The organism is Nocardioides sp. Arc9.136 (assembly GCF_030506255.1).
In the GTDB taxonomy this organism is placed as follows: domain Bacteria; phylum Actinomycetota; class Actinomycetes; order Propionibacteriales; family Nocardioidaceae; genus Nocardioides.
Genome location: NZ_CP113431.1, coordinates 2,301,992 through 2,327,147 on the forward strand (window position 1 = coordinate 2,301,992; position 25,156 = coordinate 2,327,147).

21 protein-coding genes and 2 pseudogenes are annotated in these 25,156 nt (G+C 69.4%); 12 read left to right on the forward strand and 11 right to left on the reverse strand.

Features of this window, described 5'->3' with window-relative positions:
* Positions 1-15: 15 nt before the first annotated feature.
* The 4 genes from OSR43_RS11240 to OSR43_RS11255 form a co-directional block, all read right to left on the reverse strand.
* Positions 16-753, reverse strand: coding sequence for a thioredoxin domain-containing protein (locus OSR43_RS11240; protein ID WP_300960847.1), 738 nt, complete (start codon positions 751-753; stop codon positions 16-18).
* A 181-nt stretch (positions 754-934) separates the two neighbouring features.
* Positions 935-1,720, reverse strand: a complete 786-nt coding sequence (locus OSR43_RS11245) for a cytochrome c biogenesis CcdA family protein (protein WP_302271665.1) — start codon at positions 1,718-1,720, stop codon at positions 935-937.
* A 20-nt stretch (positions 1,721-1,740) separates the two neighbouring features.
* Positions 1,741-2,295: a TlpA disulfide reductase family protein gene (locus OSR43_RS11250; RefSeq protein WP_302266658.1), complete on the reverse strand. Its 555-nt coding sequence runs from the start codon at positions 2,293-2,295 to the stop codon at positions 1,741-1,743.
* A gap of 324 nt (positions 2,296-2,619) precedes the next feature.
* A complete protein-coding gene (locus OSR43_RS11255; protein ID WP_300960844.1) occupies positions 2,620-3,243 on the reverse strand; it encodes a hypothetical protein in 624 nt (207 codons plus the stop codon).
* A 293-nt stretch (positions 3,244-3,536) separates the two neighbouring features.
* Between OSR43_RS11255 and OSR43_RS11260 the strand changes: the two genes are divergently transcribed.
* The 8 genes from OSR43_RS11260 (at position 3,537) to OSR43_RS11295 (ending at position 9,886) form a co-directional block, all read left to right on the forward strand.
* The gene (locus OSR43_RS11260) at positions 3,537-4,070 is read left to right on the forward strand and encodes a DUF6153 family protein (protein WP_302266659.1); all 534 of its coding nucleotides are present in this window, start codon (positions 3,537-3,539) and stop codon (positions 4,068-4,070) included.
* A 108-nt stretch (positions 4,071-4,178) separates the two neighbouring features.
* Positions 4,179-4,889: a DUF305 domain-containing protein gene (locus tag OSR43_RS11265; protein ID WP_302266660.1), complete on the forward strand. Its 711-nt coding sequence runs from the start codon at positions 4,179-4,181 to the stop codon at positions 4,887-4,889.
* Positions 4,890-5,380: 491 nt separating this feature from the next.
* On the forward strand, positions 5,381-5,596 hold the full coding sequence (locus OSR43_RS11270) for a hypothetical protein (RefSeq protein WP_302266661.1): 216 nt from the start codon (positions 5,381-5,383) through the stop codon (positions 5,594-5,596).
* Between the two features lie 89 nt (positions 5,597-5,685).
* On the forward strand, positions 5,686-6,084 hold the full coding sequence (locus OSR43_RS11275) for a helix-turn-helix transcriptional regulator (protein WP_302266662.1): 399 nt from the start codon (positions 5,686-5,688) through the stop codon (positions 6,082-6,084).
* Positions 6,081-8,051, forward strand: a complete 1,971-nt coding sequence (locus tag OSR43_RS11280; RefSeq protein ID WP_302266663.1) for a cation-translocating P-type ATPase — start codon at positions 6,081-6,083, stop codon at positions 8,049-8,051. The genes OSR43_RS11275 and OSR43_RS11280 overlap by 4 nt, the downstream gene beginning before the upstream one ends.
* Positions 8,048-8,587 (forward strand): signal peptidase II, encoded by a 540-nt coding sequence (gene lspA, locus OSR43_RS11285; RefSeq protein WP_302266664.1) that lies wholly within the window; start codon positions 8,048-8,050, stop codon positions 8,585-8,587. The genes OSR43_RS11280 and lspA overlap by 4 nt, the downstream gene beginning before the upstream one ends.
* Before the next feature lie 119 nt (positions 8,588-8,706).
* Entirely contained in the window at positions 8,707-9,297 is a 591-nt protein-coding gene (locus OSR43_RS11290; RefSeq protein ID WP_302266665.1) for a cadmium resistance transporter, read from the forward strand.
* Between the two features lie 13 nt (positions 9,298-9,310).
* Positions 9,311-9,886: a hypothetical protein gene (locus OSR43_RS11295; protein WP_302266666.1), complete on the forward strand. Its 576-nt coding sequence runs from the start codon at positions 9,311-9,313 to the stop codon at positions 9,884-9,886.
* 653 nt (positions 9,887-10,539) lie between these two features.
* Here the strand turns inward: OSR43_RS11295 and OSR43_RS11300 are convergent.
* Entirely contained in the window at positions 10,540-10,842 is a 303-nt protein-coding gene (locus OSR43_RS11300; protein WP_302266667.1) for a hypothetical protein, read from the reverse strand.
* 24 nt (positions 10,843-10,866) lie between these two features.
* Positions 10,867-11,221 (reverse strand): annotated as a pseudogene (locus OSR43_RS11305) (heavy metal translocating P-type ATPase); the annotation flags it as partial.
* Positions 11,222-11,855: 634 nt separating this feature from the next.
* On the opposite strand from OSR43_RS11305, the pseudogene OSR43_RS21305 reads away from it, so the two are divergent.
* Positions 11,856-12,107 (forward strand): annotated as a pseudogene (locus OSR43_RS21305) (restriction endonuclease); the annotation flags it as partial.
* A gap of 410 nt (positions 12,108-12,517) precedes the next feature.
* On the opposite strand, the gene OSR43_RS11310 reads toward OSR43_RS21305, so the two are convergent.
* The 3 genes from OSR43_RS11310 to OSR43_RS11320 form a co-directional block, all read right to left on the reverse strand.
* On the reverse strand, positions 12,518-12,970 hold the full coding sequence (locus OSR43_RS11310; RefSeq protein WP_302266668.1) for a hypothetical protein: 453 nt from the start codon (positions 12,968-12,970) through the stop codon (positions 12,518-12,520).
* Between the two features lie 72 nt (positions 12,971-13,042).
* A complete protein-coding gene (locus tag OSR43_RS11315) occupies positions 13,043-13,564 on the reverse strand; it encodes a hypothetical protein (RefSeq protein ID WP_300960829.1) in 522 nt (173 codons plus the stop codon).
* Complete coding sequence (locus OSR43_RS11320) at positions 13,545-13,934, reverse strand: hypothetical protein (RefSeq protein WP_300960828.1); 390 nt, start codon at positions 13,932-13,934, stop codon at positions 13,545-13,547. Before OSR43_RS11320 ends, OSR43_RS11315 begins: the two co-directional genes overlap by 20 nt.
* Before the next feature lie 311 nt (positions 13,935-14,245).
* On the opposite strand from OSR43_RS11320, the gene mobF reads away from it, so the two are divergent.
* From mobF to OSR43_RS11335, 3 genes are all read left to right on the forward strand, one after another.
* Positions 14,246-20,122 carry a MobF family relaxase gene (mobF, locus tag OSR43_RS11325; RefSeq protein WP_302266669.1) on the forward strand — a complete coding sequence of 1,959 codons (5,877 nt, stop codon included), beginning with the start codon at positions 14,246-14,248 and terminating at the stop codon, positions 20,120-20,122.
* 232 nt (positions 20,123-20,354) lie between these two features.
* Positions 20,355-22,775, forward strand: coding sequence for a hypothetical protein (locus OSR43_RS11330; RefSeq protein ID WP_302266670.1), 2,421 nt, complete (start codon positions 20,355-20,357; stop codon positions 22,773-22,775).
* Between the two features lie 312 nt (positions 22,776-23,087).
* Entirely contained in the window at positions 23,088-24,668 is a 1,581-nt protein-coding gene (locus OSR43_RS11335) for a hypothetical protein (protein WP_302266671.1), read from the forward strand.
* On the opposite strand, the gene OSR43_RS11340 is transcribed toward OSR43_RS11335, so the two are convergent.
* Together OSR43_RS11340 and OSR43_RS11345 are read right to left on the reverse strand one after the other, a co-directional pair.
* A complete protein-coding gene (locus OSR43_RS11340; protein ID WP_302271666.1) occupies positions 24,589-24,912 on the reverse strand; it encodes a DUF2892 domain-containing protein in 324 nt (107 codons plus the stop codon). The two genes, OSR43_RS11335 and OSR43_RS11340, sit on opposite strands and share 80 nt — an antisense overlap.
* Before the next feature lie 15 nt (positions 24,913-24,927).
* Entirely contained in the window at positions 24,928-25,116 is a 189-nt protein-coding gene (locus OSR43_RS11345; protein ID WP_302266672.1) for a hypothetical protein, read from the reverse strand.
* Positions 25,117-25,156 lie beyond the last annotated feature (40 nt).

Consider the following 25,156-nt stretch of genomic DNA (forward strand, 5'->3'; position numbering starts at 1 on the left):
TGAAGACATCGCCGTTCAGTCCCCGAGCGCTGCGTCGAGGGCGTCGGTGAAGTCGCCGTAGGTGCGGGGCTCGAGGCGCTCACCGTCGACGAAGAACGTCGGGGTGCCCTGCACCCCGAGCGCGATGCCGTCCTCGACGTCCTTCGCGACGCGCTCGGTCGTGGCCTGGGCGGCGTACGCCTTGTCCCAGGCGGCCATGTCCAGGTCGAGGTCCTCGGCGAAGGAGCGGAACAGGTCATCGAGCGGGACCTGCTGCTCACCCCACTCCTCCTGCGTCTCGTACATCCGCTGGTACATCGCCTCGAACGCGCCCTGCTGGGCGGCGGCCTCCACCGCGCGGGCCGCGCGTTCGGCGTTGAAGTGGCCCGGCAGCGGGAAGAAGCGCGCCACGAACGTGACCCGACCCTCGTACTCGGCGCGCAGCTCCTCGACGAACGGGTACGCGGCCCGGCACGCCTCGCACTCGAAGTCGAGGAACTCCACAAAGGTCACCGAGTCCCCGGCCGCCTCGACCGCATCGACCTGGCTCGCGGCTTCGCGTGCGGAGTTCGCGGTGGAGCCGGCGGGGGCGCCGAGGATGTGGCTCTCGGAGCGGACCAGGCGCGACTCGCCGGCGCTGGTCACGTTGCCGTCGCCCGTGACGTTCCCGTTGGTGGAGTCACCGCCGCGCAGCGCCGCGGCGGTCAGGAGCGCGACGACGAGGACGGCGAACGCGCCGGCCAGGGCGAGGGAGAGCTTGAGCTGTCTGGTCATGAGGCGGAGTCCTTGCTCGCGCGCTGGGACGCGCAGATCGTGCGGGTGGGTGAAGGTGGAGTTGGCGCGCCGGCCGGGCGGCCGGCAGCCGTCTGCGGATCGCGATGCGCGCGCCGGCGCCACGGGCGGCGCGCGGGGTGGCGCGGTGGGTGGCGCGGTGGGTGGCGTGCGGGGCGGGTCATCAGATGGCCACGTAGAACGACGCGGACCAGGACCGGAGCAGGTTGACCCACAGGTCCCAGTAGCCGGTGATGAGCAGGACGCCGACGGCGATCATCATCAGACCGCCGGTGCGGGTCACCCAGGCTTGGTGGCGTCGGACGAAGCTGATGACGCCGAGCATCCGTCGGAACGCGAGGCCGGCGACGATGAACGGCACGCCGAGCCCCAGGGCGTAGGCCAGGGACAGCAGGGCCCCGCGGCCGGCGGTCGCTTCGTTGAGCGACAGCGACATGACCGCGGTCAGCGTGGGTCCGATGCAGGGGGTCCACCCGAGCCCGAACAGGGCGCCGAGCATGGGCGCCGCGGCGAGCCCGACCGCGGGGACCTTGTGGACTCGGACGTCGCGCTGCAGCCACGGCACCAGGCCGAGGAACGCGAGTCCGACCAGGACCGTGACGGAGCCGAGGACGATGTTGATCGTCGTCGCGTGCGCGACCAGCAAGGACCCGAGCTGCCCGAACAGCGCACCGAAGGCGACGAAGACCGCCGCGAACCCGGAGACGAACAGCAACCCGCCCAGCGCCATCCGGCCCCGGCGCGCGTGCTCGAGGTCCGCCCCGGAGAGCCCTGTGGCGTAGGCGAGATAGCCGGGCAGGAGCGGCACGACGCACGGGGAGAAGAACGAGACCAGGCCGGCGATCGCGGCGACCGGCACGGCCAGCAGCAGGGCACCGTCGAACGCGGTCGCCTGGAACCAGTCACCCACGCTCAGCGGCACCGGCCCGCCGGTCACCAGGCCGGCCATGACGCCGGCCAGAACGCCGGTCACGAGTCCTGCTCCGCAGCTGTCCGACCGCTCGCCTGGACCTCGTCGACGACACCGACGAGGGTGGCCTTCGTGGTCTCGCCAATGATGCTGGCCGCGACCTGGCCCTGGTCGTCGATGACGACCGTGGAGGGGATGGCGTTCGCGGGCAGGGTGTCGCTGAAGGTCAGGAGAGCCTCGCCCTCATCAACGACCGAGGGGGCGGTGATGCCGTACTCCCGGACGAACGCCTGCGCAGCCCCGGGGCCGGGGTCGCGAACGTTGATGCCGAGGAGTGCGACGGCGTTCTCGCCGGTGTCGGGCAGTTCGGCGTCGGCTTCGACGAGGTCGTCGGCCTCGGCCCGACAGGGCCCGCACAACGATCCCCAGACGTTGACGACGACGGTCTTCCCGGCGCCGTACTCGGCCAGCGTCAGCGACTGACCGTCGAGAGTGCGGCCGGTCAGCTCGGGCAGGGGTTCACGTTCGGCGACGGGCAGGACGGTGACGATCCCGTCGCCGGAGTTGAAGCCCTTCTCGCCGGTGCCCTGGGTCTGGGCGCAGCCGGTCAGCACGAGTGCAGCGAGACTCGTGAGCGCCGTGAGCGCCGCGCCTTCAAGTCCGACTCTGGCTCCAGAGCGTGCCGAGGCGGCAGAAGTGGCGGTGCGGGTGGGTGTGGGCGGGAGGTTGGGGTTGAGCATGGGCGTACGCATTCGGCTCTCTTGCTTGGTCCGAGGGAGGGCACATGAACCCACTGGCGTACACGTTCACCGTGCCTGAGCACCGCGTTCGGGGCCGGCGTTCGGCATGCCCCGACCTGAGGGGGCGACACCGACCGTGGGCGCGCCGGGCGTGGCGAGCGGGTCAGGGTGACGTGACGGCGCGGTGAGGTGCGCTGCTCAGCAGCGGAACACGCACAGTGACGCAGAGGTAGGCCCGTCGGGAACTCGGACGCGGGCCCCGAGCTCAGCAACGGCCGCCACGAGCGCCGCGAACTGGCGGCGCGTGAGGCGCCACCAACGCCGAGAGACCCTCACCGCGAGCAGTAGCGCCGCAAGGGCGGCGGCGAGGACGGCCAGGCACAGCCCGGCCAGCCCGTTGTCATGGCCTCCGTTGTCGGAGACAGACGGCAGATCGACCGCGGCCGCGAACAGCGCCGCGAACGTCGCCGCCGCCTGGGTCACTGCCTGGGCTGCCTGCTGGGCCGCCACCTCGGTCGCCTCGGTCGCGGCGATGACCGGGCCGGCCGCAGAGGCGTGGAGGTCTGATGCGAGGACAGCCGCCGGACCGCTAGCCGCTTGCGGGGCGTCCGCGTCCCCATCGACATGCCCAGCACCCGGGCCGATCAGCGTCGTCGACGCAAGAAGGGCCGCGGGCGAGGCGCAACGTCCCACGCCGGGCGCGTGGTCGGAGAGTCCGTGCATGGCGAACAGCCCGGCGAGCGCCGCGAAGAGGACAAGACCCCGGCTGGCCAGGGCGAGGGTCCATGGCCGCCGGCGAGCGGGGCTCCAGGCGGGTGACATCGCCGCGAAGTCTACCGAGCGGACACGACGAGTCCGTCGTCGCGATGTGCTCCGTCCAGCTAGGTACGCTCCACGACGTTGCCGGCACGGGCCGCGGCACGCTGCAGGGCCGGGCGCCTCGTCCGGCTACCTGGCCGTCCACGCTGTCGGCTCCCGCCGAAAGCCGGGCCGCAGACCGCTGACAGCGGACCGCCGCGGGCTGCGCCGTGACGTGCGGCGGCTACGGCGCCGTCGCGCACGACAGCCGACGGCTGTGACCGGTCGGCGGTTCCGCGCCGCTAGACTCGACGCCGATGATCCGCCGACGCCGACGTGGGCCGCGAGCTGCTGAGCTCGCAGCGCGCTGGTTCGTCCTGTTGGCAGCACTGGTGGGTCTGTTCGCGATGCACGGCCTCTCCGACCACGGCACCGGGCCCGCACCCCTGACCACTGCCTCCGCCACCGTGGGGACCGCGAGTGCCGCCGCCGGCGTGGCGAGCGATGCCAGGAGCGCACCCGTCCCCGACGACGCCGCTGGCGCTCATGCGAGCGGGACGCCCGCCGAAGCCACCACCGCGGCCGGCGGATGCGACGGGTCCTGCCACGCCGGCCACGGCGATAACCACCCCGGCGGTCCGAGCGGTGGTGGTCACGACATGGGCCTGATGGGGCTGTGCCTGGCCATCCTCGTCGCCGCTCTTCTCGGCGCGGTCGCCGCCTACGACCACTGGTGGACCGCCTTCCGCCGGACGCTGGGGGCCCTGGTGAGTCGCGTCGCGGTCACTGTCGCCACCAGCCGGGGCCTCGACCCACCGGATCTGCACCGTCTCTCCATCGCTAGGTGCTGAGGGACGCCGCAGCCACCGCCGTCCCCACCAATGAAGGCTGGGTCCCGCGGTGGCGTCGAGACAACCCCTCAGCCCGTTTCACCCACCCCCTTCTCAGGAGAGACACCCATGCGCACCACCCTGCGTAAGCACCGCAGCAGCACCGCCCAAACCGCGCCAGCCGTTCGCCGACCGAGCGCTCGTCGCCGCGGCGTCGCGACGATCGCGGCGCTCGCCCTGACCGCGACGCTCGCCGCGTGCGGAAACGAGGGTCACTCGTCGACCGCGGACCTCTCGGCGACGCAGACCGCATCGAACGGCGACATGTTCAACGGCGCCGACGTCGACTTCGCGACCCAGATGATCCCGCACCACGCCCAGGCCGTGCAGATGGTCGTCATGACCCAAGGCCGCGACCTCTCCCCGGAGGTTCAGGACCTCACCGCGACCATTCGCGACGCCCAGGTCCCCGAGGTCGAGGCCATGACCGACTGGCTGACCGCCTGGGACCAGGAGATCCCCGAGACGTCGCTGGACCACGCGAACGCCGGCCACGACATGTCCGGCCACTCTGGGTCCGAGGGCGACTCCAACTCCGAGGGCATGAACGGCATGCCGGGGATGATGTCGGACGATGACATGGCCGCCTTGGAGCACGCCTCGGGCGCAGAGTTCGAGCGGATGTGGCTCGAGCTGATGATCGAGCACCACAAGGGCGCGATCGAGATGGCGCAGGTCGAGCAGGAAGACGGTCTGTACCCCGACGCGGTCGCGCTGGCGGAGACCATCGTGTTTGACCAGCAGGCGGAGATCGAGCGGATGGAGGAGCTGCTCGGCTGAGTCCCGCCCGGTAGCTCTGCGTCCGCCCCGCGAGGGGCCGGGCCGGTCGTTTCCCAGCACCGGTAGCGCCCAGCCCTCACCGCTTCTGAGCGTTACCGCGACCGGCCCGGGCCCCCCACGGGAGGGCGACGCGGCATCCGTTCCGGCTCCCGACGAGCCACCCACCATGAGCACTTCCCACACCACTCCGAACCACCGCCCGGCGGAGGCCCGCGACGAGGCGCCAACCCGCCGTCGGGCAGCGCGGTCGCCATCGGAGCCGCGGGCCTCCTGCTGGCCGGCGTCCTCGTGGCCTTCGCGCTCGTCGGCGACGACGGGGACGACTCGCACCACGGCACAGGTGGCCTCGCGGCCGGCGGAGAACCCATCGGCCACATCCACGGCCTCGCGCCGACCGCCGACGGCGGGATGCTGTTCGCGCCCACTTCGGCGTCTTCGCCGTCACCCCGGACGACCAGCTCGAGCCCCACGGCGACCGTCGCTCCGACACCATGGCGTTCACCGACGCCGGCCCGGACACCTACCTCGCCTCAGGCCACCCGACCATCGACGAACGCGACAAGCCGATCAACGCCCGCCTGCTGACCTCCACCGACGGCGGCCACACCTGGCAGGAGACCGCCCTGGCCGGGCAGGTCGACTTCCACGCCCTCGACCACCCGACGGCCGCACGTGAGGCATCGACTCGGTCACCGGCCGGCTCATGACCGCCACCGTCACCATCCCGAAACTCTCTTAGCCGTGGCCGCTGTCAGCGGGAGTCGGCAATCAATGATCTTGCCGTTATCATCGGTCCATGGCAATGACAACGGAGAACTTCGACCCTGTCCTGCGGCGGGGAGCGGCGCTGTTCCACGGACTCGCCGACCGCAACCGGCTGGCGATCGTGCGCCATCTCGCTCACGGCGAGCGCCGCGTGGTGGATCTGACCCGGGAGCTCGGGCTCGCGCAGGGCACGGTGTCCGGTCACCTCGCCTGCCTGCGCGACTGCGGCCTGATCGTGGGCCGTCCCGAGGGTCGTCAGATGTTCTACTCCATCGCCCACCCCGAGCTGATGGACCTGCTCGGCACCGCCGAGCAGCTCCTTGCCCTGACTGGCGAGACGGTGGAGCTCTGTCCCCGCTACGGCCCCTCCGCTACCGCCGCCGAATCTCATCCCGAAATTCCGACCACCACGAAGGACCCTGGACTGTGACGGACGCTTGCGGCTGCGGCCCCGACGAACCACGCAACGACGACGGAGAGCTGGAGGAGCACGAGCCCGAACGGCTGTGGGAGGTCAGCGAACTCCAGTTCGCCGCTCTCGCTGGGCTTTTCCTGATCGCCGGCTACGCGGCTGACCTCAACGACGCCTCCCGGAGTGTGGTGACCGGGCTGAACGCCATCGCCCTGGCGCTCGGCGCCTGGACCTTCGTTCCCAACACGCTGAGGCGGCTGGCCAAGGGCAAGATCGGCGTCGGCACCCTGATGACGATCGCCGCCGTGGGCGCGGTCATCCTCGGCGAGGTCGCCGAGGCTGCGATGCTGGCCTTCCTCTACTCCATCAGCGAGGGGCTGGAGGAGTACGCCGTGGCCCGCACACGCCGGGGCCTCCGAGCCCTGCTCTCACTGGTCCCGGCCGAGGCCACCCTCCTCCGCGGCGGCAGCCAGGTCACCGTCGCCCCCGCCGAGCTCACCATCGGTGACCTGCTCCTGGTCCGGCCCGGCGAACGGGTCGCGACCGACGGCATCATCCGCACCGGCCGCACCGCCCTGGATGTCTCCGCCCTCACCGGCGAGTCCGTCCCGGTCGAAGCCAGTCCGGGCGACACCGTCTACGCAGGCTCCATCAACGGCACCGGCGTCCTCGAGGTCGAGGTCACCACCACCGCCGAGGACAACTCCCTGGCCCGGATCGTCAACATCGTCGAGGCCGAGCAGTCCCGCAAGGGCGACGCCCAGAGGTTGGCCGACCGCATCGCTAAGCCCTTGGTCCCCGGGATCATGGTCCTCGCCGCACTCATCGCTGTCGTCGGCAGCCTGCTCGGTGACCCCGCCACCTGGATCGAGCGCGCCCTGGTCGTCCTGGTCGCCGCCTCCCCGTGCGCGCTGGCGATCTCCGTGCCGGTCACGGTGGTCGCCGCCATCGGCGCCGCCAGCCGCATCGGCGCCCTGGTCAAGGGCGGCGCCGCCCTCGAGGCGCTCGGCCGGATCCGGGCCGTGGCCCTGGACAAGACCGGCACCCTGACCCGCAACCAGCCCGCCGTCGTCGATGTAGCCACCGCTCCCGGTCACACCCGCGAGCAGGTCCTCGACATTGCCGCCGCCCTGGAGTCCCGCAGCGAGCACCCCCTCGCGCGCGCCATCCTCGCCGCCGTTCCTGAACACAGAGATGCCGAGGGCGTCGAGTCCGTCACCGGCGCCGGCCTCACTGGAATCGTCGACGGCCGGCCGGCTCGTCTGGGCCGGCCCGGCTGGATCACGGCCGGCGGGCTCGCCGAGCCGGTGACCCGCATGCAGGAAGCGGGCGCCACCGCGGTGCTGGTGGAGTACGACGGGGCCGTGATCGGCTCCGTCGCCGTCCGCGACGACCTGCGCCCCGAGGCCGCAGAAGTGGTTGCCCGGCTCCGGGCCGGGGGTTACCAGGTCGCCATGCTCACCGGCGACAACGAGCGCACCGCTACCGCCTTGGCCGCACAGGCCGGCATCACCGAGGTGCACGCCGAGCTCCGCCCCGAGGACAAGTCGGCCATCATTCACCGTCTCCGGCAGGACCGACCGACCGCGATGGTCGGTGACGGCGTCAACGACGCCCCCGCCTTGGCCACCGCCGACGTGGGGATCGCGATGGGTGCGATGGGCAGCGACGTGGCGATCGAGACCGCAGACGTCGCCCTGATGGGTGAGGATCTGCGCCACCTGCCGCACAGCCTTACCCACGCCCGCCGCGCCAGGTCGATCATGTTGCAGAACGTGGGCCTCTCCCTCGTCCTGATCGCGATTCTGATCCCCCTGGCCGCCCTCGGCGTCCTTGGGCTTGCCGCGGTCGTCCTCGTCCACGAGATCGCGGAGATCTTCGTGATCGGCAACGGCGTGCGCGCCGGACGCGCCCGCCCGCTTCCCCCGGCACCCGCGAGCAGCACCGCGGTCGAAGCTGTGTCAATGGAAATCGTGGTCAGGTGAGCCGCGGACTGGCCGACACAACCGCTCCCTCGCGCACCGGTCGCGGAGCGGTATTGGTGGCAGCGGCGACCGTCGCGGCGGTCGACTTGACCGCGAAGGCGATCTCCGAGGCACGGCTCGCCGACTCGACCGTCGATTTCGGGCTGCTCCAGCTGCGACTGGGCTACAACTCCGGCGTCGCGTTCAGCATGGCCGACAACCTGCCAGCCGGGGTGATTGTCGCTGTCACCGCAGCCATCTGCGTGGCGTTTGCTGTCTACGCCTGGTTCCGGGCTCCGAGAGCGGGTCGGATCGAGCGAGTCGCCAGTGGCGCCGTGATCGGCGGGGCGGTCGCCAACGTCATCGACCGCGCCCGCGACGGCGTGGTCACCGACTACCTGCACACCGGGTGGTGGCCCACCTTCAACCTCGCCGACACCTTCCTCGTGGTCGGTTGCATCACGATCGCGTTGGCGCAGGCCCGACCACAACCCACGTTGGCCGGCGACGAACCGAGTGCCGCGCACCCCTCCCCCACAGACGCCGGAGATCCCTGACCAGCATCCCGGTGGGGCACTGATAGACCGCGCCGCGGGCGGTTGCCCCAGGCTGCGCCTGGGTCCGCCACCGTCCACGCCCCGTCGCTGTGCCCTTGGCGAAAGGAAACGCACACCACATGATCTCCTCCGCGCTCCAGGCGATCGGCCTCTTCCTGGTCACAAACATCGACGACATTATCGTCTTGTCGCTGTTCTTCGCCCGCGGATCCGGGCAGCGAGGCACCACTGCCAAGATCGTCGCCGGCCAGTACATGGGATTCGGCGGCATCCTCCTCGCCTCCGTCGCGGTGACCCTCGGAGCTGGGCTCTTCCTTCCCGATGAGGCCATTCCGTACTTCGGTCTGATTCCCATGCTGCTGGGTCTGTACGCCGCCTGGCAGGTCTGGCGCAACGGGGATGATGACGACGAGACCATGGCGGAGCGGCCGGTCAGCGCCTGGGTCGTGGCCGCGGTGACATTCGCCAATGGTGGAGACAACATCGGGGTCTACGTCCCGGTGTTTCTCTCCGTCGGCACCGGTGCCCTGGTTGCCTACTGCGTCGTGTTCCTTACCCTTGTCGTCGTCCTGGTGCTGGCCGCGAAGTTCTTGGCCACGCGCGAGCCGGTCGCCGAAGTGCTCGAGCGCTGGGAGCACGTCCTGTTCCCCCTCGTGCTCATCAGCCTGGGCATCGTCATCTTGATCGAAGGCGGCGCGTTCGGCCTATGAGCACAGTTGCCCTGTGCGCGTCGTCGCTATCCCACTGACGAGGCCGCTTGGCTTGCTCCGCCTGACCGTGCGTGGGCTGGGCATCGCCCGGCTGGCGTGGTCTGTCGCCCGTCTGTCCTTGGTGGTGGGGCGGGACCGTCGGCATCAGCGGGAGAATCCGGCACTCGTCGCGCGGCCGAGTGGAGCAATGCCGGGCGTTCTCGTCATCGACCATACCGAGCCGTTGGCGTTCTGCCTGCCGCACGCCTGGCGTGGCCACATCTTCGTCACGACGGCCGCGCTCGCGGTGCTCCCGCACGAGGAGCTGACCGCGGTGCTGGCACACGGGCGTGCCCGTCTGCGGGGCAACACGCCGCGGCGGTCTTCTTCACCCGACTTCTCCGCGAAGCCTTCCCGTTTGTGCCGCTGTTCCGGGCCGGAGCCGACGCCGTACCGGGCGCTGGTGGCGACGGCGGCCGACGACGTGGCTGTCCGCCGGACGGACCGGCGCACCGTGGCCTCGGCGCTGCTCCGGCTGGCCGAAGGGTCGGCCCCCGCTACCGCGCTGCGGGCGGCTCGCGAGTCGGCGACCGGGTTCGTCGGTTGCTGATGCCTGCCCCCGGGTCTGGCGGTGACGCGGACGACCTTCATCGGGCTGGGCGGAGATCGGACTGCTGGTGCTGCCGGCGACGCTGGCCGTGTCGGCGTCGGCGGTGGGGGTGTCCGTTCGGGATGCCGGTTTGGGGCCACCCGTTCTCCGCTCAGTCACTGGGCGGTAGGCCCAACTTGGCGCGGTGCTCGGCGAGTTCGCGAGTGAGCGTCTGGATCTCGGCCCGTGCGTCGGCGTCGGCCTGGGGCGTTGCACAGCGGCTGGGCATGGCGCAGATGCCTCGGTGCATGGGTCTGAGGCAAAAGAACCATGTCAGCGCGATCGTGGCGGCTGCGATGAGCGCCGGGACGGTGTACGGCGTCATTGGGCTCGACCTCCGGTCGTGGTCTCGCCGGTGCGGTCTGCCTGTGCGGCGCGCAGCTCGGTGAGCTCGGCGCGGAGCCGGGCGAGGTCGGCTGCGGTGTCGGGCTGGGCGGTTCCTGGGCGGGGTCCCTGCCGTGTCCCTTGCGGGACATGAGCTACATCATCAGGCCCATGCCGACGGGGCAGGCCAGCAGAGGGAGGGCGTTGAGGATCCCTTTCACGGGTCTCCTTCGTTGACGTCTCTCGTGGTCAATGGTGGTGCTCGTCGGCGCGGTAGACGAGGGTGCGGGTCACGAGGTGGTTGGGTCGGTGAGCACTTCGCTGATGATGCGGTCGTGGTGGTCGAGGGTGAGGCGGTCGTACGTCGCCTCGCCGGGGTAGCCGAGCGCGATGGTGCGCTCTACGTCCTTGCGTCCGAGCAGGACCACGACGGGCGCCCGGCCGGAGCCGTAGGGGCCGACGCCGACGTACTCCTCGCCGGGCATCTGCAGCCCGGTCAAGTCACCCGCGCCGGCGCCGGCGTTACTGGTGACCTGCTCATAGCCGACGAGGCGCGGCTCGGCGCGGGTGGCGTTGACCGTGGCTTGGAGCACGCCGAGGTCCGCGGTGGCGGGTTAGGCGATAGCGCGGGGCGATGGGGTGCTCCGTGGCGTGCTCGACGGCACCGGCAAGGCGCAGGGCTTCGGCGCGGTCTGCGCCGTCGGAAGTCACGTCGACGAGCCGCATCCGGTGACTGTGCCGGTCTTGTCCAGGACGATGGTGTCCACGCGGCGAGTCGACTCCAGCATTCGGGGCCGCGGATCAGCAGACCGAACCCGGCGCCGCGGCCGGTGCCGACCACGAGTGCGGTCGGCGTGGCCAGCCCGAGGGCGCAGGGGCAGGCCATGATCAGGACGGCGACGGCGGCGGTGAACGCGGCCGAGGCGGAGTAGCCCCCAGGCCGAGCCAGGCGCTGAGTGTGCCCGCGGCCAACAGGTGGGGATGAAGCGTCTACGCATTGTTCTTCGGGGGTGCTGGCGAGCCGGGCATGCACATGGAGCTCTCACTGCCCGGTGCAGCAACAGGCGCATGGTTCGTACCGGGCTCACTGCTTGGTAGAACGGCCCAGAGAACACTGCGGCGTGGACCGCTTGAGCAACGATCACCGCACCGCGACGCTTGCCGGCGACCGCGGGGTGCGTCGCCGACTGGACAAGGTTGCCGACCGCCTATTCGCAGAACTCCCGCCACACGGGCGTGCGGAGTGGGTGGTGGCGATCAGCACGGGCATGGCACCAGCGCTCGTCGTGGCCACCGACTGTAGGCTTCTGACGCTCTCCATGATCGGCAGGTCGACCCAAGCCAGAGATCGCCCCTTCACCCTCGCGCTGGGGAAGAAACGTTGATCGGCCAGTCGGTCGACGTCTCCGACGCACGCGGGCTGTGCCTCACCCTGCTGCTTCAGGAACCAGACCTCCGCGCGTTGCAGATGACCGGCGGGGCCAGCTCGCGTTCGGGACCCACCACCGAGGCGCCTCCCCCGCCGCCGTCGGCGTCGGCCGATCTCGGGGCTGCTACGGCTCCCCCGCCCGGATCCACCGGCGCGTGGCGATGGGGGCGCCCCGTCATGACCTGGCAAGACGCCGAGTTGCTGGCGGCTGCGCACATGGCCGATCTCGGGTTCAGCGCCGCGACGGTTACGCCAGGCGGAGCAGACGCAGGACTCGACGTCGTTGCGCAAGACGCTGCCGCGCAGGTCAAGTATCACGAGGGCTCCACGGGCCGGCCAGATATTCAGCGACTAATCGGGGCGGCCCACGGCTTCCGGACTCGGATTTTCTACGCCTCGAGCTACACCACCGCGGCGATTTTCGAGGCGGACCGGCTCGGGGTTGCGCTTTCCAGTTCACGCCGGGGGGGGGGGCTCGTCGTCGCCATCAATGACGCGGCGCGCGGCATTGCGCCGAGATCTCCAGTGCCCGACCAGCGGACTACGTTCGGGGCAATGACCTTCGAGTCGCGGCAGAACCGCGCCATCCGCTGGTCGCAGCAGATCGAGGACGCGACTAAGGTGCCCATCAGCGATCGGAAGCGCCGCGGCGCGAAGCAGCTCGTCGAGCGCCAACGAGCGTTGGAACTGATGCAGCATGGCCCTGAGCAACTCAGGGAGAGTGATAACCCTCTCTACAAGAGGCGGCGCAAAGAGCGCACCCTGTCCGAGGGCCGAGAAGACGCTCCAGCAACCAGCAGCCGCGCTCCGCATACAGCTCAAATGAGCCTGCCCGCCGGCTACCGGCGTGGCCGGCGCGGAGGGCGGTTGCTGAGCTTCTGCGGTGGCGGGGGCAGATCTCGGCCGAGCCGGCGGCGGGCGTCCTCGGCTGCGGCGATGACCGCCTCCTGGGCGAACGTCGAGCGGGCGAGCATCCGGCCGAGCTCCTGACGGTCGGCCACGAGTGCGTCTTCGACCGCCTCGATGGTCGAGGCGGGCAGGTCGTGCTTCTTGTTGGAGCTCTTGCGGGTCACGCTGACCAGGGCGGGATGGTTCTCGCCGGTGGCCGCGAGCTCGGCCCGCTGCTGTGGTGAGCGCTTGGCGTGGAACTCAAGCGCCTGGGCGAGCCATCCGACGAACGAGTCGGGTGAGTCGACGTCGGTGTCCAGGTCGGCGATGTAGGCCGATCGGGCGAGGTCCCACACGCCGGGTTTCCAGTAGATCCCGACCGGGATCGTGGTCTGGCTCGTCACCGGAACAACCCAAGGCCGCCCGAACCATCGACGGTGCGGGCGGCCTTCTGCGTCCGGCTTAGCACCAGGGGGTCAGTTGCTCCCCCAGCAGTTCCTGGAGCCGCGCAAGGTCGTCGGCCACGAGCTGGGGGTCCTCACGCGCCAGGTCGCGCAGTTCCCGCGCCCGCCGACGCGGCCCGCGCGGTCGGCCAACGGGCTGTACGGCAGCCGTCGCAGCACTGACCGCTCACGCCGGTTCTGCGCCGCGCTCGACACGACGACGTGATGGGATGCGATCCGCTGGCACAGCGGGTTGTGACAGCGGTGCCCGAGCAGCCGCGCCTTCGCGGGCGCGTCCACGCCGTGCATGACCGCGTACGCGAACCGGTGGGCGATGATCACCCGCACCGGCGCGTACCAGAACCGGCCATGCCCGCCGCCGTCTGTGCGTTCACGTTCACGCTCGGACCGACCGGCCACGGCGCCGGTCCACAACCGGCACACAGTGCCGGGCACCGTGGCGACCTTCGCCCGGTACCGCGTGAGCACCGCCGGATCGGCGACCGCTGCCGCGACCGCCGCGAGGCCGGCGTCATCAAGCCGCCGAACCGGCACCCGCTCCCCCGCTCTCGGTTGCCACGAGCCCGGCCGTGCCGTCGCCGCCCTGCTCGCCGCCGCCGTCCTCGGCCATGGGCTCACTGGCGAGCCGCCGCAGCCGCGTGGCCTCCCGAACGCTCACCGTGTCCCCGCACGACTCGACGGCCTCACTCAGGGACAGGCCCTCGCGCTCGGTCAACTCCCGCAGCGCAGCACCGGCGCGCTTCTCGGTCTCGGCCACCGCCGCGTCGCGCTCACCGATCGCGACCATGACCTGCTCGGCCAGGTCGATCACCCGGCGCTCTCGCCCCTCGCGCTCCCTGCGCCGCTTCTCGGCCATCTCCCGCGCCGTACGCCGCGCCTGCTGCTTGATCGTCTGCTGACTCATCCGGTCCTCACTCGTGTCGACATGGACTCTCACAGTCACCTAGGACATTTCCCGGACCCCGAGCGATCACCGAACCCCAAACACCTTCAAACCGCTCCCCCAGCCGATCCAGCGCAGCCCGTCCAGCCACCTGATCCGAACCCGACGCCCCAGCCGTCACCGACGCCTCTCAGCGTCCCCCCGGTTTTCCGCGAACTCCCAAGTGCCACACACCTCTTGCATTCTCGGTTCGCCGAATAGAAAGAACACACCAGAAACCCGGCCGAAAGTGATCGCCTGCCACGCGCGCATGCACGTAGGTGACCGTGACGATGAGCCTCCACAAACTGACGGCCGGGTCGGGGTACGACTACCTGACCCGCCAGGTCGCAGCGATGGACGCCACCGACAAGGGCCACACCGGGCTGGCGAGCTACTACACCGAGAAGGGCGAGACGCCCGGCGTGTGGCTCGGCTCGGGCATGGAGGGCGTCGAAGGACTCGACGCCGGCGACATCGTCACCGCCGACCACATGCAGAGTCTGTTCGGCTCCGGACACCACCCGCTGGCCACCCAGCGGACCAAGGAGCTGGACCTGCGCATCGGCCGCGACGAGGCCGGCCGCCCGACCGAGGCCGACTACAAGACCGCGGTCCGCCTCGGCACCCCGTACAAGGTCTACGACAACGACATCAGCCCGTTCCGGATCGAGGTCGCCAAGCGCATCGCGGCCCTCAACGAGGCCGCCGGCCTGCCCGGCGACTGGCCGGTCCCCGCGGCCGACCGCGCCAAGATCCGCACCGAGGTAGCCGCGGAGTTCTTCCGTGCCGAGCACGGCCGCGAGCCGGCCGACGCCCGCGAGCTCGCCGCCACGATCGCCAAGCACTCCCGCCCGAAGACCAACGCGGTGGCCGGCTACGACCTGACCTTCTCCCCGGTCAAGAGCGTCTCGGTGCTGTGGGCGATCTCCGACCCCAAGACCGCCGCGGTGATCGAGCGGGCCCACCAGGCGGCCAGCAAGGACGCCCTGGACTTCATCGAGTCCAAGGCACTGTTCACCCGCCAGGGCACCAACGGCGTGCGCCAGGTCGACGTCCGCGGCCTGATCGCCACCGCGTTCACCCACCGCGACTCCCGCGCCGGCGACCCCGACCTGCACACCCACGTGGCCGTGGCGAACAAGGTCCAGACCCTCGTCGGCAAGTGGCTGGCCATCGACGGGCGACCGCTGCACAAGGCGGTCGTCTCGGCCTCGGAGACCTACAACACCGCGCTCGAGCGGCACCTGATCGACGCCCTCGGCGTCCAGTTCGCCGAGCGCCCGAACGAGGACGCCCGCAAGCGGCCGATCCGCGAGATCGTCGGCGTCGACCCCGAGCTCAACCGCCGCTTCTCCAAGCGCCGGCTCAACGTCGAGGACCGCCGCAAGGTCCTCGCTGCCGCGTTCCAGGCCACCCACGGCCGTCCTCCGACGCCGGTGGAGACGATCCAGTTGTCACAGCAGGCGACGCTGGAGACCCGCGAGGCCAAGCACGAGCCGCGCTCGCTGGCCGAGCAGCGCGAGGCGTGGCACCGCGAGGCGGTCGAGGTGCTGGGCACCCCGCAACGGGTCAAGCAGATGGTCCACGGGGCCCTCAACCCGAAGGGCGCGGCCCGCTCGCTGGCCGACTCAGCCTGGTTCGCCAAGACCACCGACCGCATCGTGGCGACGATGGAGGGCAGCCGGTCCACCTGGCAGTACTGGCACGTCTACGCCGAGGCCCAGCGGCAGGTCCGGGCCGCCAATGTGCCTACCAACCAGGTCTCCCAGGTCGTCGACCTGCTCGTCAGCGAGGTCCTCGACGACCACTCGGTGAGCATGGCTCGCCCCTGGGACACCATCAGCGAGCCGGCCGAGCTGCGCCGCGCCGACGGCTCCTCGGTCTACACCCAGGCCGGGGCCGACCTGTTCACCTCGAGCAAGGTGCTGGCCGCCGAGCAGCGCCTGGTCGACGCCGCTGGCCGCCACGACGGGTACGCCGTCGAGGCTGCGTCGGTCGACCTGGCCCTGCTGGAGTCGACTGCCAACGGCATCACCCTCAACGCCGGACAGGCCACCCTGGTCCGGGAGATGGCCACCTCCGGCGCCCGGCTCCAGTTGGCGATCGCGCCGGCCGGATCGGGTAAGACCACCGCGATGCGAGCCCTGGCCAGCGCCTGGGCTGACGGCGGCGGAACCATCATCGGCCTGGCCCCCTCAGCCGCGGCCGCGGACGCTCTGCGCTCCCAGATCGACACCCAGACCGACACCCTGGCCAAGCTCACCCACTCCCTCGAGCAGGCCCGCGAGACCGGCGCCGCGATGCCGGACTGGGTCGCCGGTATCGACTCCTCCACTCTCGTGGTCATCGACGAGGCCGGCATGGCCGACACCCTCTCGCTGGACGCGGCGGTCTCCTACATCCTCGAGCGCGGCGGCAGCGTCCGGCTGATCGGCGACGACCAGCAGCTCTCCGCGATCGGCGCCGGCGGCGTGCTCCGCGACATCCGCGCCACCCACGGCGCGCTGCAGCTCACCGAGCTCGTCCGGTTCAAGGACCCCGCCGAGGGCGCCGCCTCGCTCGCGCTGCGCGAGGGCAAGGCCGAGGCGCTCGGCTTCTACCTCGACCGCGACCGGGTCCACGTCGGCGACCTAGCCACCATGACTGAGGACGTCTTCGCCGCCTGGCAGGCCGACCGCGCCGCCGGGCTCGACTCGATCATGCTCGCCCCCACCCGCGACCTGGTCAGCGAGCTGAACCAGCAGGCCCGCGCCCACCGCCTCGAGGGGATCGACCCCACCGACGTCGCCGCCAGTGGCCCGGTCCGCCGGCTCGCCGACGGCAACGAGGCCTCGATCGGCGAGCTGATCATCACCCGCGAGAACGACCGCCGGCTGCGCACCTCAGCCACCGACTGGGTCAAGAACGGCGACCGCTGGACCGTCCTGGAGATCCACGACAGCGGCGACCTGACCGTCCGGCACACCCAGCACGGCCGCACCGTGCGCCTGCCCGCCGACTACGTCGCCCGCTCCACCGAGCTCGGCTACGCGTGCACCGTCCACACCGCTCAGGGCGTCACCGCCGACACGATGCACGGCCTGGCCACCGGCGCCGAGTCGCGCCAGCAGCTCTACACGATGATGACCCGCGGCGCGCACGCCAACCACGTCTACCTCGAGGTCGTCGGCGACGGCGACCCGCACTCGGTGATCCACCCGACGCTGGTTCGGCCGCTCACCCCCACCGACATCCTCGAGTCGATGTTGGCCCGCGACGACGCCCAGCGGTCCGCCACCAGCCTGAGCCGCGAGCAGGCCGACCCGGCCACCCGGCTGGGCGAGGCCGCCCAGCGCTACCTCGACAGCCTCTACGTCGCCGCCGAGGACCTGCTGCGCCACGAGACCATCACCGGCGCCGACGGCACCACGGTCAACATGGTCGACGCGCTGGACACCGCCGTCGAGGCCCTGGCGGCCGGGCTGTCGGACGAGGCCGCCTGGCCCTCCCTGCGCGCCCACCTGCTCCTGCTCGGCGCCGCCGGGGAGAACCCCGTCGAAGCGCTCCGCGCCGCGGCCGGCGACCGGGAGCTGCAGAGCGCGCGCGACCGGGCAGCGGTCCTCGACTGGCGCCTGGACGCCTCCGGCCTGCGCAACGCCGGCTCCGGGCCGCTGCCGTGGATGCCCGGGATCCCGGCCCGCCTGGCCGAGGACCCGCACTGGGGCGCCTACCTCTCCCAGCGCGCGCACCTGGTCGAGCAGCTCGCCGAGCAGGTCCACACCCGCGCCGCCGAGCAGTCCTCGCTGCCGGTGTGGGCGCAGAACGGCATCCGCCCCGAAGCATCCACGGTGGCCGACGTCGAGGTCTGGCGGGCAGCCATGCAGGTCCCCGTCGACGACCGGCGGCCGACCGGCGCTCCGCAGCTGCAGAAGGCCTCCTCCACCTACCAGCGGCGCCTCAACCGGGCCGTCACCGGCGACCACACGCCGGCACTCAAGGAATGGCGCCAGCTGCTCTACACGCTGGCCCCGCAGGTCCGCGACGACGAGTTCACCCCGCTGCTGGCCGAGCGTCTGGCCGCGATGTCGCGCGCCGGCGTCACCGCCCACCAGCTGCTGCGCACCGTCACCGCCGCCGACCACCCGGCCGGCCCGCTCCCCGACGAGCACGCCGCGGCCGCGATCTGGTGGCGCATGGCCCGCCAGCTCACGCCGGCAGTCGCCGCGCAGATCGGCGACGGCTCCCACGGCGAGAGCGTCACCACCGACTGGGCGCCGCGGCTCGCGGACCTGTTCGGTCCCGAGCGTGCCGCGAGCATCCAGGCCAGCACCTGGTGGCCGGCGCTGGTCTCCAACGTCGACCACGGCCTGCAGCGCGGCTGGCAGCTCGAGGCCCTGCTGGGCGCCGGCCGAGCGATGCCCAGCGACAGCTGGGAGGGCGTCCACGAGTGCCAGGCGCTGGTCTGGCGGACCTCGATCGCGCTGGAGACCGCCCCCGACGAGCACGCGCACGAGGTCCACTTCGACGAGCCGCCCGCCGACATGTGGGAGGGCGTCGAGCCCGACCCCGTGGCGTTCGTCGACCACCCCGACGACGCCCCGTGGCCACTGGCCGAGGACCTCGAGACGCCCGTCGACGTGGTCGACGAGCACCTGGTCGACGCGCTCGACGACGACCAGTACATCGAACCCGACCTCACGCTGGCCGCCTACCTCCGCGACCTCGGCGGCACCCGCCTGCAGCCCACCGAGGCCGACATTCGGCTCATGTACCAGCGAGCCGAGGAGTGGCACTCCTGCCCCGTCACGCGTGAGCGCATGGTCGAGATCAACGAGCTGACCCAGGCCTTCTTCGAGGCCCGGTTCACCGACTCGTGGGGCCGCGACTACCTCACCGGCCGGTTCGGCGTCGACCTCGCCGGCGACGCACGGTTCCGCCCCGGTCAGGCGCCAGCCGGGTGGACCAACCTGGTCAACCACCTCCGCGGCCGCGGCGTCAGCGACGCCGAGATGCTGGCCGCCGGCGTCGCCACCGAGGCCAGCACCGGACGCCTCATCGACCGGTTCCGTGACCGCGTGATGTTCCCGGTGATCCAGCAGGGCGAAGTGCTCGGCTTCGTCGGCCGCCGCCGCCCCGACCTCACCGACGCCGACAAGGCCGGGCCGAAATACCTCAACACCGCCGACACCCCGCTGTTCCACAAGGGCGCGCAGCTATTCGGCGTCGTCGACGAGCTGCTCGCCGAAGGTGCCGTCCCGGTGATCGTCGAGGGCCCCATGGACGCTGTCGCCGTCACGATCGCCAGCGCCGGCCTCTACCTCGGCGTAGCCCCGCTCGGCACTTCCCTGACCGACGAGCAGGCCGCCCAGCTGGCCGCCGTGGGTCGCGACCCGATCGTGGCCACCGACGCCGACCTGGCCGGCCAGGTCGCTGCCGAGCGCGACTTCTGGATGCTCACCCCGCACGGCATGGACCCCGGCTTCGCCCGGTTCCCCGACGGCCTCGACCCGGCCGACCTGCTGGCCCAGCGCGGTCCGGCCGCGCTCACCGCCGCGGTGGCCAGCGGGCAGCCCGCCTTCCGGGCCCTCGGCGACCAGCTCCTCACCGAGCGGCTCGACAACCTCGCCCCCGAACAGGCGCGGGTGGCGGCCATGCGGATCCTCTCGGCCCGTCCCAGCCGGGCCTGGGAGCCGGGCGTCAACCAGGTGCGGGCCCGCCTGCAGCTGTCCCAACTCCAGGCCCGCCGCGACCTGCGCGACGCGGTCAAGACATGGGATGCCGACCCGCGGAAGGCTGCGCTGGCCGAGCTGCACAAGAGCAGCGACGTCCGCGCTCGCCTGGCGGCCGCGGCCGACAAGACGCCCGCCCAGCGGTGGGCGCCGCTGGCCCGCGAACTCGACCCCCGCCTGCTCGAGCAGGACGACTGGCGGGCCACCGCAGCGATGCTGCAGCAGGCCCACGAGCAGGGTCACGACGTCAGTGCCACCACCCGCGCGATCGTCACCGAGAAGCCGCTGGGTGACAGCCCCGCCCGCGACCTCCGCTACCGGATCCTCTCCCGTCTCCAGATCACGATCGACCCGATCTCGCCCCTAGACATTGCCACGATCCGCCACTCCCAGCGAGCGGTCCATCCCTGGCAAAGTCCGACCATACGGCGCAATATGCCACCGACCGGTCGGCGCTGAGTTTGGGCTACGAAGCCACGGCAAACCGCCCAGAATGGGCTACGTCCACTCGTCTGATCGCTCGTCCTGCTCCCGCCCTTGACAACATGCGGCGCACACTTGACAGACGATCGAGGTGCGCACACACGCTTGACTCGGGCAAGGACAACCAGAGTGCATGTCGGCAATCCGCTGCACGTCGCGTACGCACCGAACTAGGGTCCGGTCGACGCGACTAAGAACTGGAGCCACTGTGGACGCATTACGACTCGGTAAGGACGAACTGTCCGCGCTATACGCGGACGCCGCGTGGCGCGCCGCGTTCCTGAGGACCGCCCGTCTCAGCGAGTTCCTTTCTGGGAGCATCCTTCGCGACAAGTACAAGATCCCAGACGAAATCGTAGGGACGGTGCAACTTACGGAGTTTGGCAACAAAGTACTTCAACGTCTAGTGACAAAGAACGAAGTCCCTGCAAAGGAAGCCCGCCTACTTTGCCTTCTTAGACTTGTTCACCGCGAGCCCCTCGTTGACGTTATCGCTACGGACCTAAACGAGCTTCGCCGAGTCGTCGATCGACAGATGCGCGACAGGGACTTGCTGTATCCTTTCGTTCTTGGTCGCGACCTCTATGACCGCGCCGCAGACCTCTACGAAGACGCAAGAGATACCCTCTCGCATTCTGAGACGCTGAAGCTTCTCGAAGGCATGCCTATCGGAGTGTTTCAAGCAGACGGTTATCTCTCGGGGCCGTACGGCTTGTTAGAAAGCGACGAGCGTCGCTGGTTCGCACCCATCACCAGCGTCCCCATGTATCACTGCAGCGAACTGACCTGCTCCAAGGTGCATAACACTCGCCTCAGCAGCGACTGGAGCGCGCCAATCAACCAACACCAGCAGGTGATGGATCGGGTTCTCGAGTCCTTCGGGGAGGATGACTCTGAGTGGGCCGAGTTCATCCAAGATATCGCCGGAATCGAGGGATTCAGGTATGACGATCAATCGCTGGAGCCGCTGTGGCTAGCGCTCGCTGATCTTCTAGCCGACAACGAACTAAGGCTCTTGCTCGCGCATCTCCTCGACCACACTGGGGGCCATCTCCGCAGTAAGGTCGAGCCGCTAGCTCTCGTGGGGCGAGCAGATGATATCGCCGAGAGCGTCGAAGGCCGCGCCGGACTAATACAGGTCATCCTCCTTGCTCGCAACGATGAAATTCTCTCAGCCCTCGACTACCTGATCCTCGCCCCCGAGCAAGAGCCGCGCCGGATCCGGGTTGATGCAGGTGAGATTCGCCGTTTGATGACCAATAATCGGCTCGGGTACGGAACTTTCGGAACTTTCCCTGAGATATCTTCCCTCGGAGTTCGCTTCACAAGCGACTCGTATTCGCTCGGACCTATGAGATTGAAGCGCTTGGTCGAAGATCTATATGAACTCGACGAGCCCTCCGAAGTCGATGAACTTCAGTGGCAACTTCGCACAGTCGAGGGCGACGAACCCCCTGAGCGCCTTGAGGAATTCGTACGTTCCGCTGAGCCCGATGAAGTCATCGAGCGCTTGATCCTCTCGCGGCGGACCAATCTCGTTCGCGCTTGCGAGAGGCTCGGACTGCGCTACGAAGCCTTCGCCGACGACGGCACGTTTGTCGAGGCAGTTCTTTGGAAGTTGGGATTCTACAAGCACGACGCTCCAGATTTGCGAGCTTCATATTGGGAGCAGTATGAACGGCTTAAGCGATTCTGTCAGACCGCCGGCGTCGGAGCTCGCGTGGACGCCGTTGACCTGCGCTCAAAGGCCGCGAACTACTTCGTTGAATTAGAGGGCGTTCTCGATGACAGCTTGAGTTTTGCGACTTGGGCGCTGACGGTCGACCATCTTTCAAGTGATCAGCCTTTCGATTATGCACCCGCGAGGGATAGAATGGCTGCCTTCGCGATCCTCAATGGCTACTTCTCGAAAGGTTCGCCACTCGGCGAGGACGTTCTTGGCGATAAGAATACGCTGCAGCCCTTGATCTCCGGCTTTGGGATCCTGGCTGATTATCTCACCGAGCTTCGCGCAGATCCAGACAAATGGTCAAGGCCCGCGACCGCTTACCCAAAGTACTCCGAGCACACGGAATTGAAGAAGTTTCCATTCAGTCACGTGGCACCCTTTCTCGACCTAGTGCCGAGGGCTCAGGAGAGAATAATCGAATCAGTAGCCTTCGTTCGAGAGACTTTGGACAGGGCAGGTGTTGCAGGGATTCGCAATGAACACATGCATTATCGAGCCGGATCTCCCGACCTCACGAAGCTAGACGCCGCCCTGCACGCCGCCGAGCAAGCCGTCTCACGCTTAGAGGCAGATGGATTGTGCCGCACGCTTTTTCGTAGGGTTAGCGATCGAGGAGATAGTTGGGGACGCTGGATCTATACGCTTCGGAGCGCAAAAGGCACAGAAGTCGCCTTCGCGCGGCCAAGCGCGTACGACTGGTCGCGAATGCCTGGTCTAAGTAGCGGGCCTCAATACGTTATGCCCGCGGCCGTATTCGCTCGTCCGAACGAGATGCTCAGGTTCCGGCAGACGTTTGCGACGTCCTACGCGGATCACTGGTCGAACTATCCAAGACGGCGTTCTCCACGCGGGGGTGTGGTCGGCGCACGAGTGGCTTCGGGGCAGGACGTCACCGAATAGGGCGCCGGTGTAGCAATGTCGATCTGTTCGAATGGCGCGGCGATACCCGCAGCGGCGGTGCGGATCGCGTGCTACCAGGACGCTCTGGAGGTGCGTCCTTCCGCCGCCTGACGGCATCAGTTCGAACGTCCGCCCAAGCCGATGGTCTGCCGAAGAGTGAGTCGGCAGGCGTACCCGCAATTGACGGCTGGCGCCGAGGTGCAGCGTCAGCCGGAGTGCCCGCTCGCTCAAAACGCACTCGGTGCACGACCTCGAGGGCCGGCTGACGAAGTGGCTTGGCCGCCGGTGCTCACCGCATACAGAATCGTCCGCATGAGCGCCGCGAAGCCTGAGACTGGGGCTCTCGACCGCCTCAACGCCGCAATTGGTGAACGCGACGTCGGAGTCGAGTTGTCCGCTTCCGCCGACGAGGTTTTCCCGGGCCTCGCGGCTATCACGACCACCACGCGGATGTTCGGGTGCGCCGTGCTCCTGCGCGAAGGAGTGGGCACGACCGCGGTGGCGGCTGCTACGCGCGGCATGCTCGAGTCAGCGGCCCAGACGAAGTGGCGTCGTGGACCCAGTTGGGAGACCGGCGCCGCCCGAGGTCAGCTGGAGTATGAACGCCAGGGCCTTGTCGACCTGATTCTTAGGTACGGGCTTTTCGTGCCGAATGTAGATCGCTGGCTGCACCCGCTCCATGTTCAGGCAGCCATCGATCCAGTCGGGTCTGTGCGAGCGCCGGACGGCAAGCGGATTATCGACAAGCGGTCAAGCTTGGCGTCGGCACTCTTGGGGATGCCGTCCGCCGCCGCCGAGCTACTAGCGATGGCCGGGCACGCGAATGCGACAGCCGGGCTCCTCACGGTGAGCGAAGGTTCGGCTGCGCTTGGTTCCGAAGCTTCGCCCGTCGGATCGGCTCTGCGCGCGCACGCGGTAGGCAGCGTTGGCGTCCACGCGAGCGAACTGTCGGACGACCCGGAGATTCGTGGCCTGCTCAGTGACCTGAAAGACGTGTGCACCGCTGTCACTAAGTTTCCGATGGTCGCGCCTCCCGGCCCCGTGACGCTACCCATTCAGGCGGCGGGTACCGCAGTGCCGTTCGAGTATCTGCCGACGCAACCGATCCACGACAAGCTGCTCGACGATCTGTTTGCCCATCTCACCGTGTTCCGGGATCTAATGAAGGAAGGGCCGACCCCGTACGAGTCACCGTCGAAGATCGTCAGCCTGGAGTCGGCTTTGCCCTACCTGACTGCGATCGATACCGCTCTCGTCTGTTTCGCTGCTGCTGAAGCGCACATCGCTACGGACCTAGCCGCCGTAAGCGCCCGGATGCTGCTCGAAGCAGGAGCCCGAGCAACATGGACGTTCGGTGACCCGGACAGGGCCGAGGGTCATTACGCGGCTATCCGGAATGAAGGCACGCACCAGCGAGCCGCTTTGCGCCAGAGGTTGCGCTCTCAGGGAGTCCCCGACCATGTCATCGACGCTGTGCTCAGTCCGCTGACGAAGGCACTAGCGCCGGACCACGACATCGTTCGGGCCCTGCCTCCCGGGACGCCGAACAAGCAACCGCCCCCGGTCGAGCAGATGCTCAGCCTCGGCATGGGCTTTGCTGAAGAAGGTTGGCTCGCGCTGGCCTACAGCCTTCTGAGTGAGGTCACCCACTTGACACCACTGGGGGTCCTGCACGCAACGGCGCGTGAAACTCCTGTGGGACCTGGTCTCAGTCACGAGATGACAGCACTTGCTGTAGACGTGGAGGTGCTGGGGATTCTCACGTCGGCGCTCCCCCACGCTCACATCATCGCTGCCGGAATCGGGCGTGACATCAAGGACTGGGACCGAGCCATGCGCGTTGCGGCGGCGAGGATCCACAACGCGCCCCGGCCTTTGCACTTTCTCGATTAAGAGCGGACACAACAGAAATTAACCAGAGTGGACTGATCTGCCACCGCGAGTCCGTACGCGAGGTGCGTCGTTCCACCGCGAGGGTCGCATCCGCTCTTGATGCCGGCCCTGCGGGGCAGGAGCCGGTGAGGCTGGACTGCGCCAGGTTGAGGCCCACGAAGGCGGCCAGGAGCACCCACCACTGCGAGACGAGCGGGATGAGCAGGGCGCTGAGAGCGACAAGTGTTCCGGCGAGCACGAGAATCGCGCGATCCGATGTTCATCGCGTCGCGTCCCCGACTGAGCGGCCGAACAGGCGGCTGAGAAAGCCGCCGCCCGAGCGCGCAGTCTTGGGGTGGCCGGGGCACCACTGACTGGCGGGCACGAAGACCTTGACCTGACTGATGTGCTGAGCGCAGCCGGCCCAGGTCGTTTTCTTGCAGGTGCGGCAGGTCGTAGCACGGCACATGGGGTGTTCTTCTCCTCTGTTCTGGTGTGGGGGTGTCGCA

Coding starts and splice junctions, on each gene's coding strand:
- OSR43_RS11240 (WP_300960847.1), bottom strand. CDS start 753: ATGACCAGACAGCTCAAGCTCTCCCTCGCCCTGGCCGGCGCGTTCGCC.
- OSR43_RS11245 (WP_302271665.1), bottom strand. CDS start 1,720: ATGGCCGGCCTGGTGACCGGCGGGCCGGTGCCGCTGAGCGTGGGTGAC.
- OSR43_RS11255 (WP_300960844.1), bottom strand. CDS start 3,243: ATGTCACCCGCCTGGAGCCCCGCTCGCCGGCGGCCATGGACCCTCGCC.
- OSR43_RS11260 (WP_302266659.1), top strand. CDS start 3,537: ATGATCCGCCGACGCCGACGTGGGCCGCGAGCTGCTGAGCTCGCAGCG.
- OSR43_RS11265 (WP_302266660.1), top strand. CDS start 4,179: ATGCGCACCACCCTGCGTAAGCACCGCAGCAGCACCGCCCAAACCGCG.
- OSR43_RS11270 (WP_302266661.1), top strand. CDS start 5,381: ATGGCGTTCACCGACGCCGGCCCGGACACCTACCTCGCCTCAGGCCAC.
- OSR43_RS11275 (WP_302266662.1), top strand. CDS start 5,686: ATGGCAATGACAACGGAGAACTTCGACCCTGTCCTGCGGCGGGGAGCG.
- OSR43_RS11290 (WP_302266665.1), top strand. CDS start 8,707: ATGATCTCCTCCGCGCTCCAGGCGATCGGCCTCTTCCTGGTCACAAAC.
- OSR43_RS11320 (WP_300960828.1), bottom strand. CDS start 13,934: ATGAGTCAGCAGACGATCAAGCAGCAGGCGCGGCGTACGGCGCGGGAG.
- mobF (WP_302266669.1), top strand. CDS start 14,246: ATGAGCCTCCACAAACTGACGGCCGGGTCGGGGTACGACTACCTGACC.
- OSR43_RS11335 (WP_302266671.1), top strand. CDS start 23,088: ATGAGCGCCGCGAAGCCTGAGACTGGGGCTCTCGACCGCCTCAACGCC.
- OSR43_RS11345 (WP_302266672.1), bottom strand. CDS start 25,116: ATGTGCCGTGCTACGACCTGCCGCACCTGCAAGAAAACGACCTGGGCC.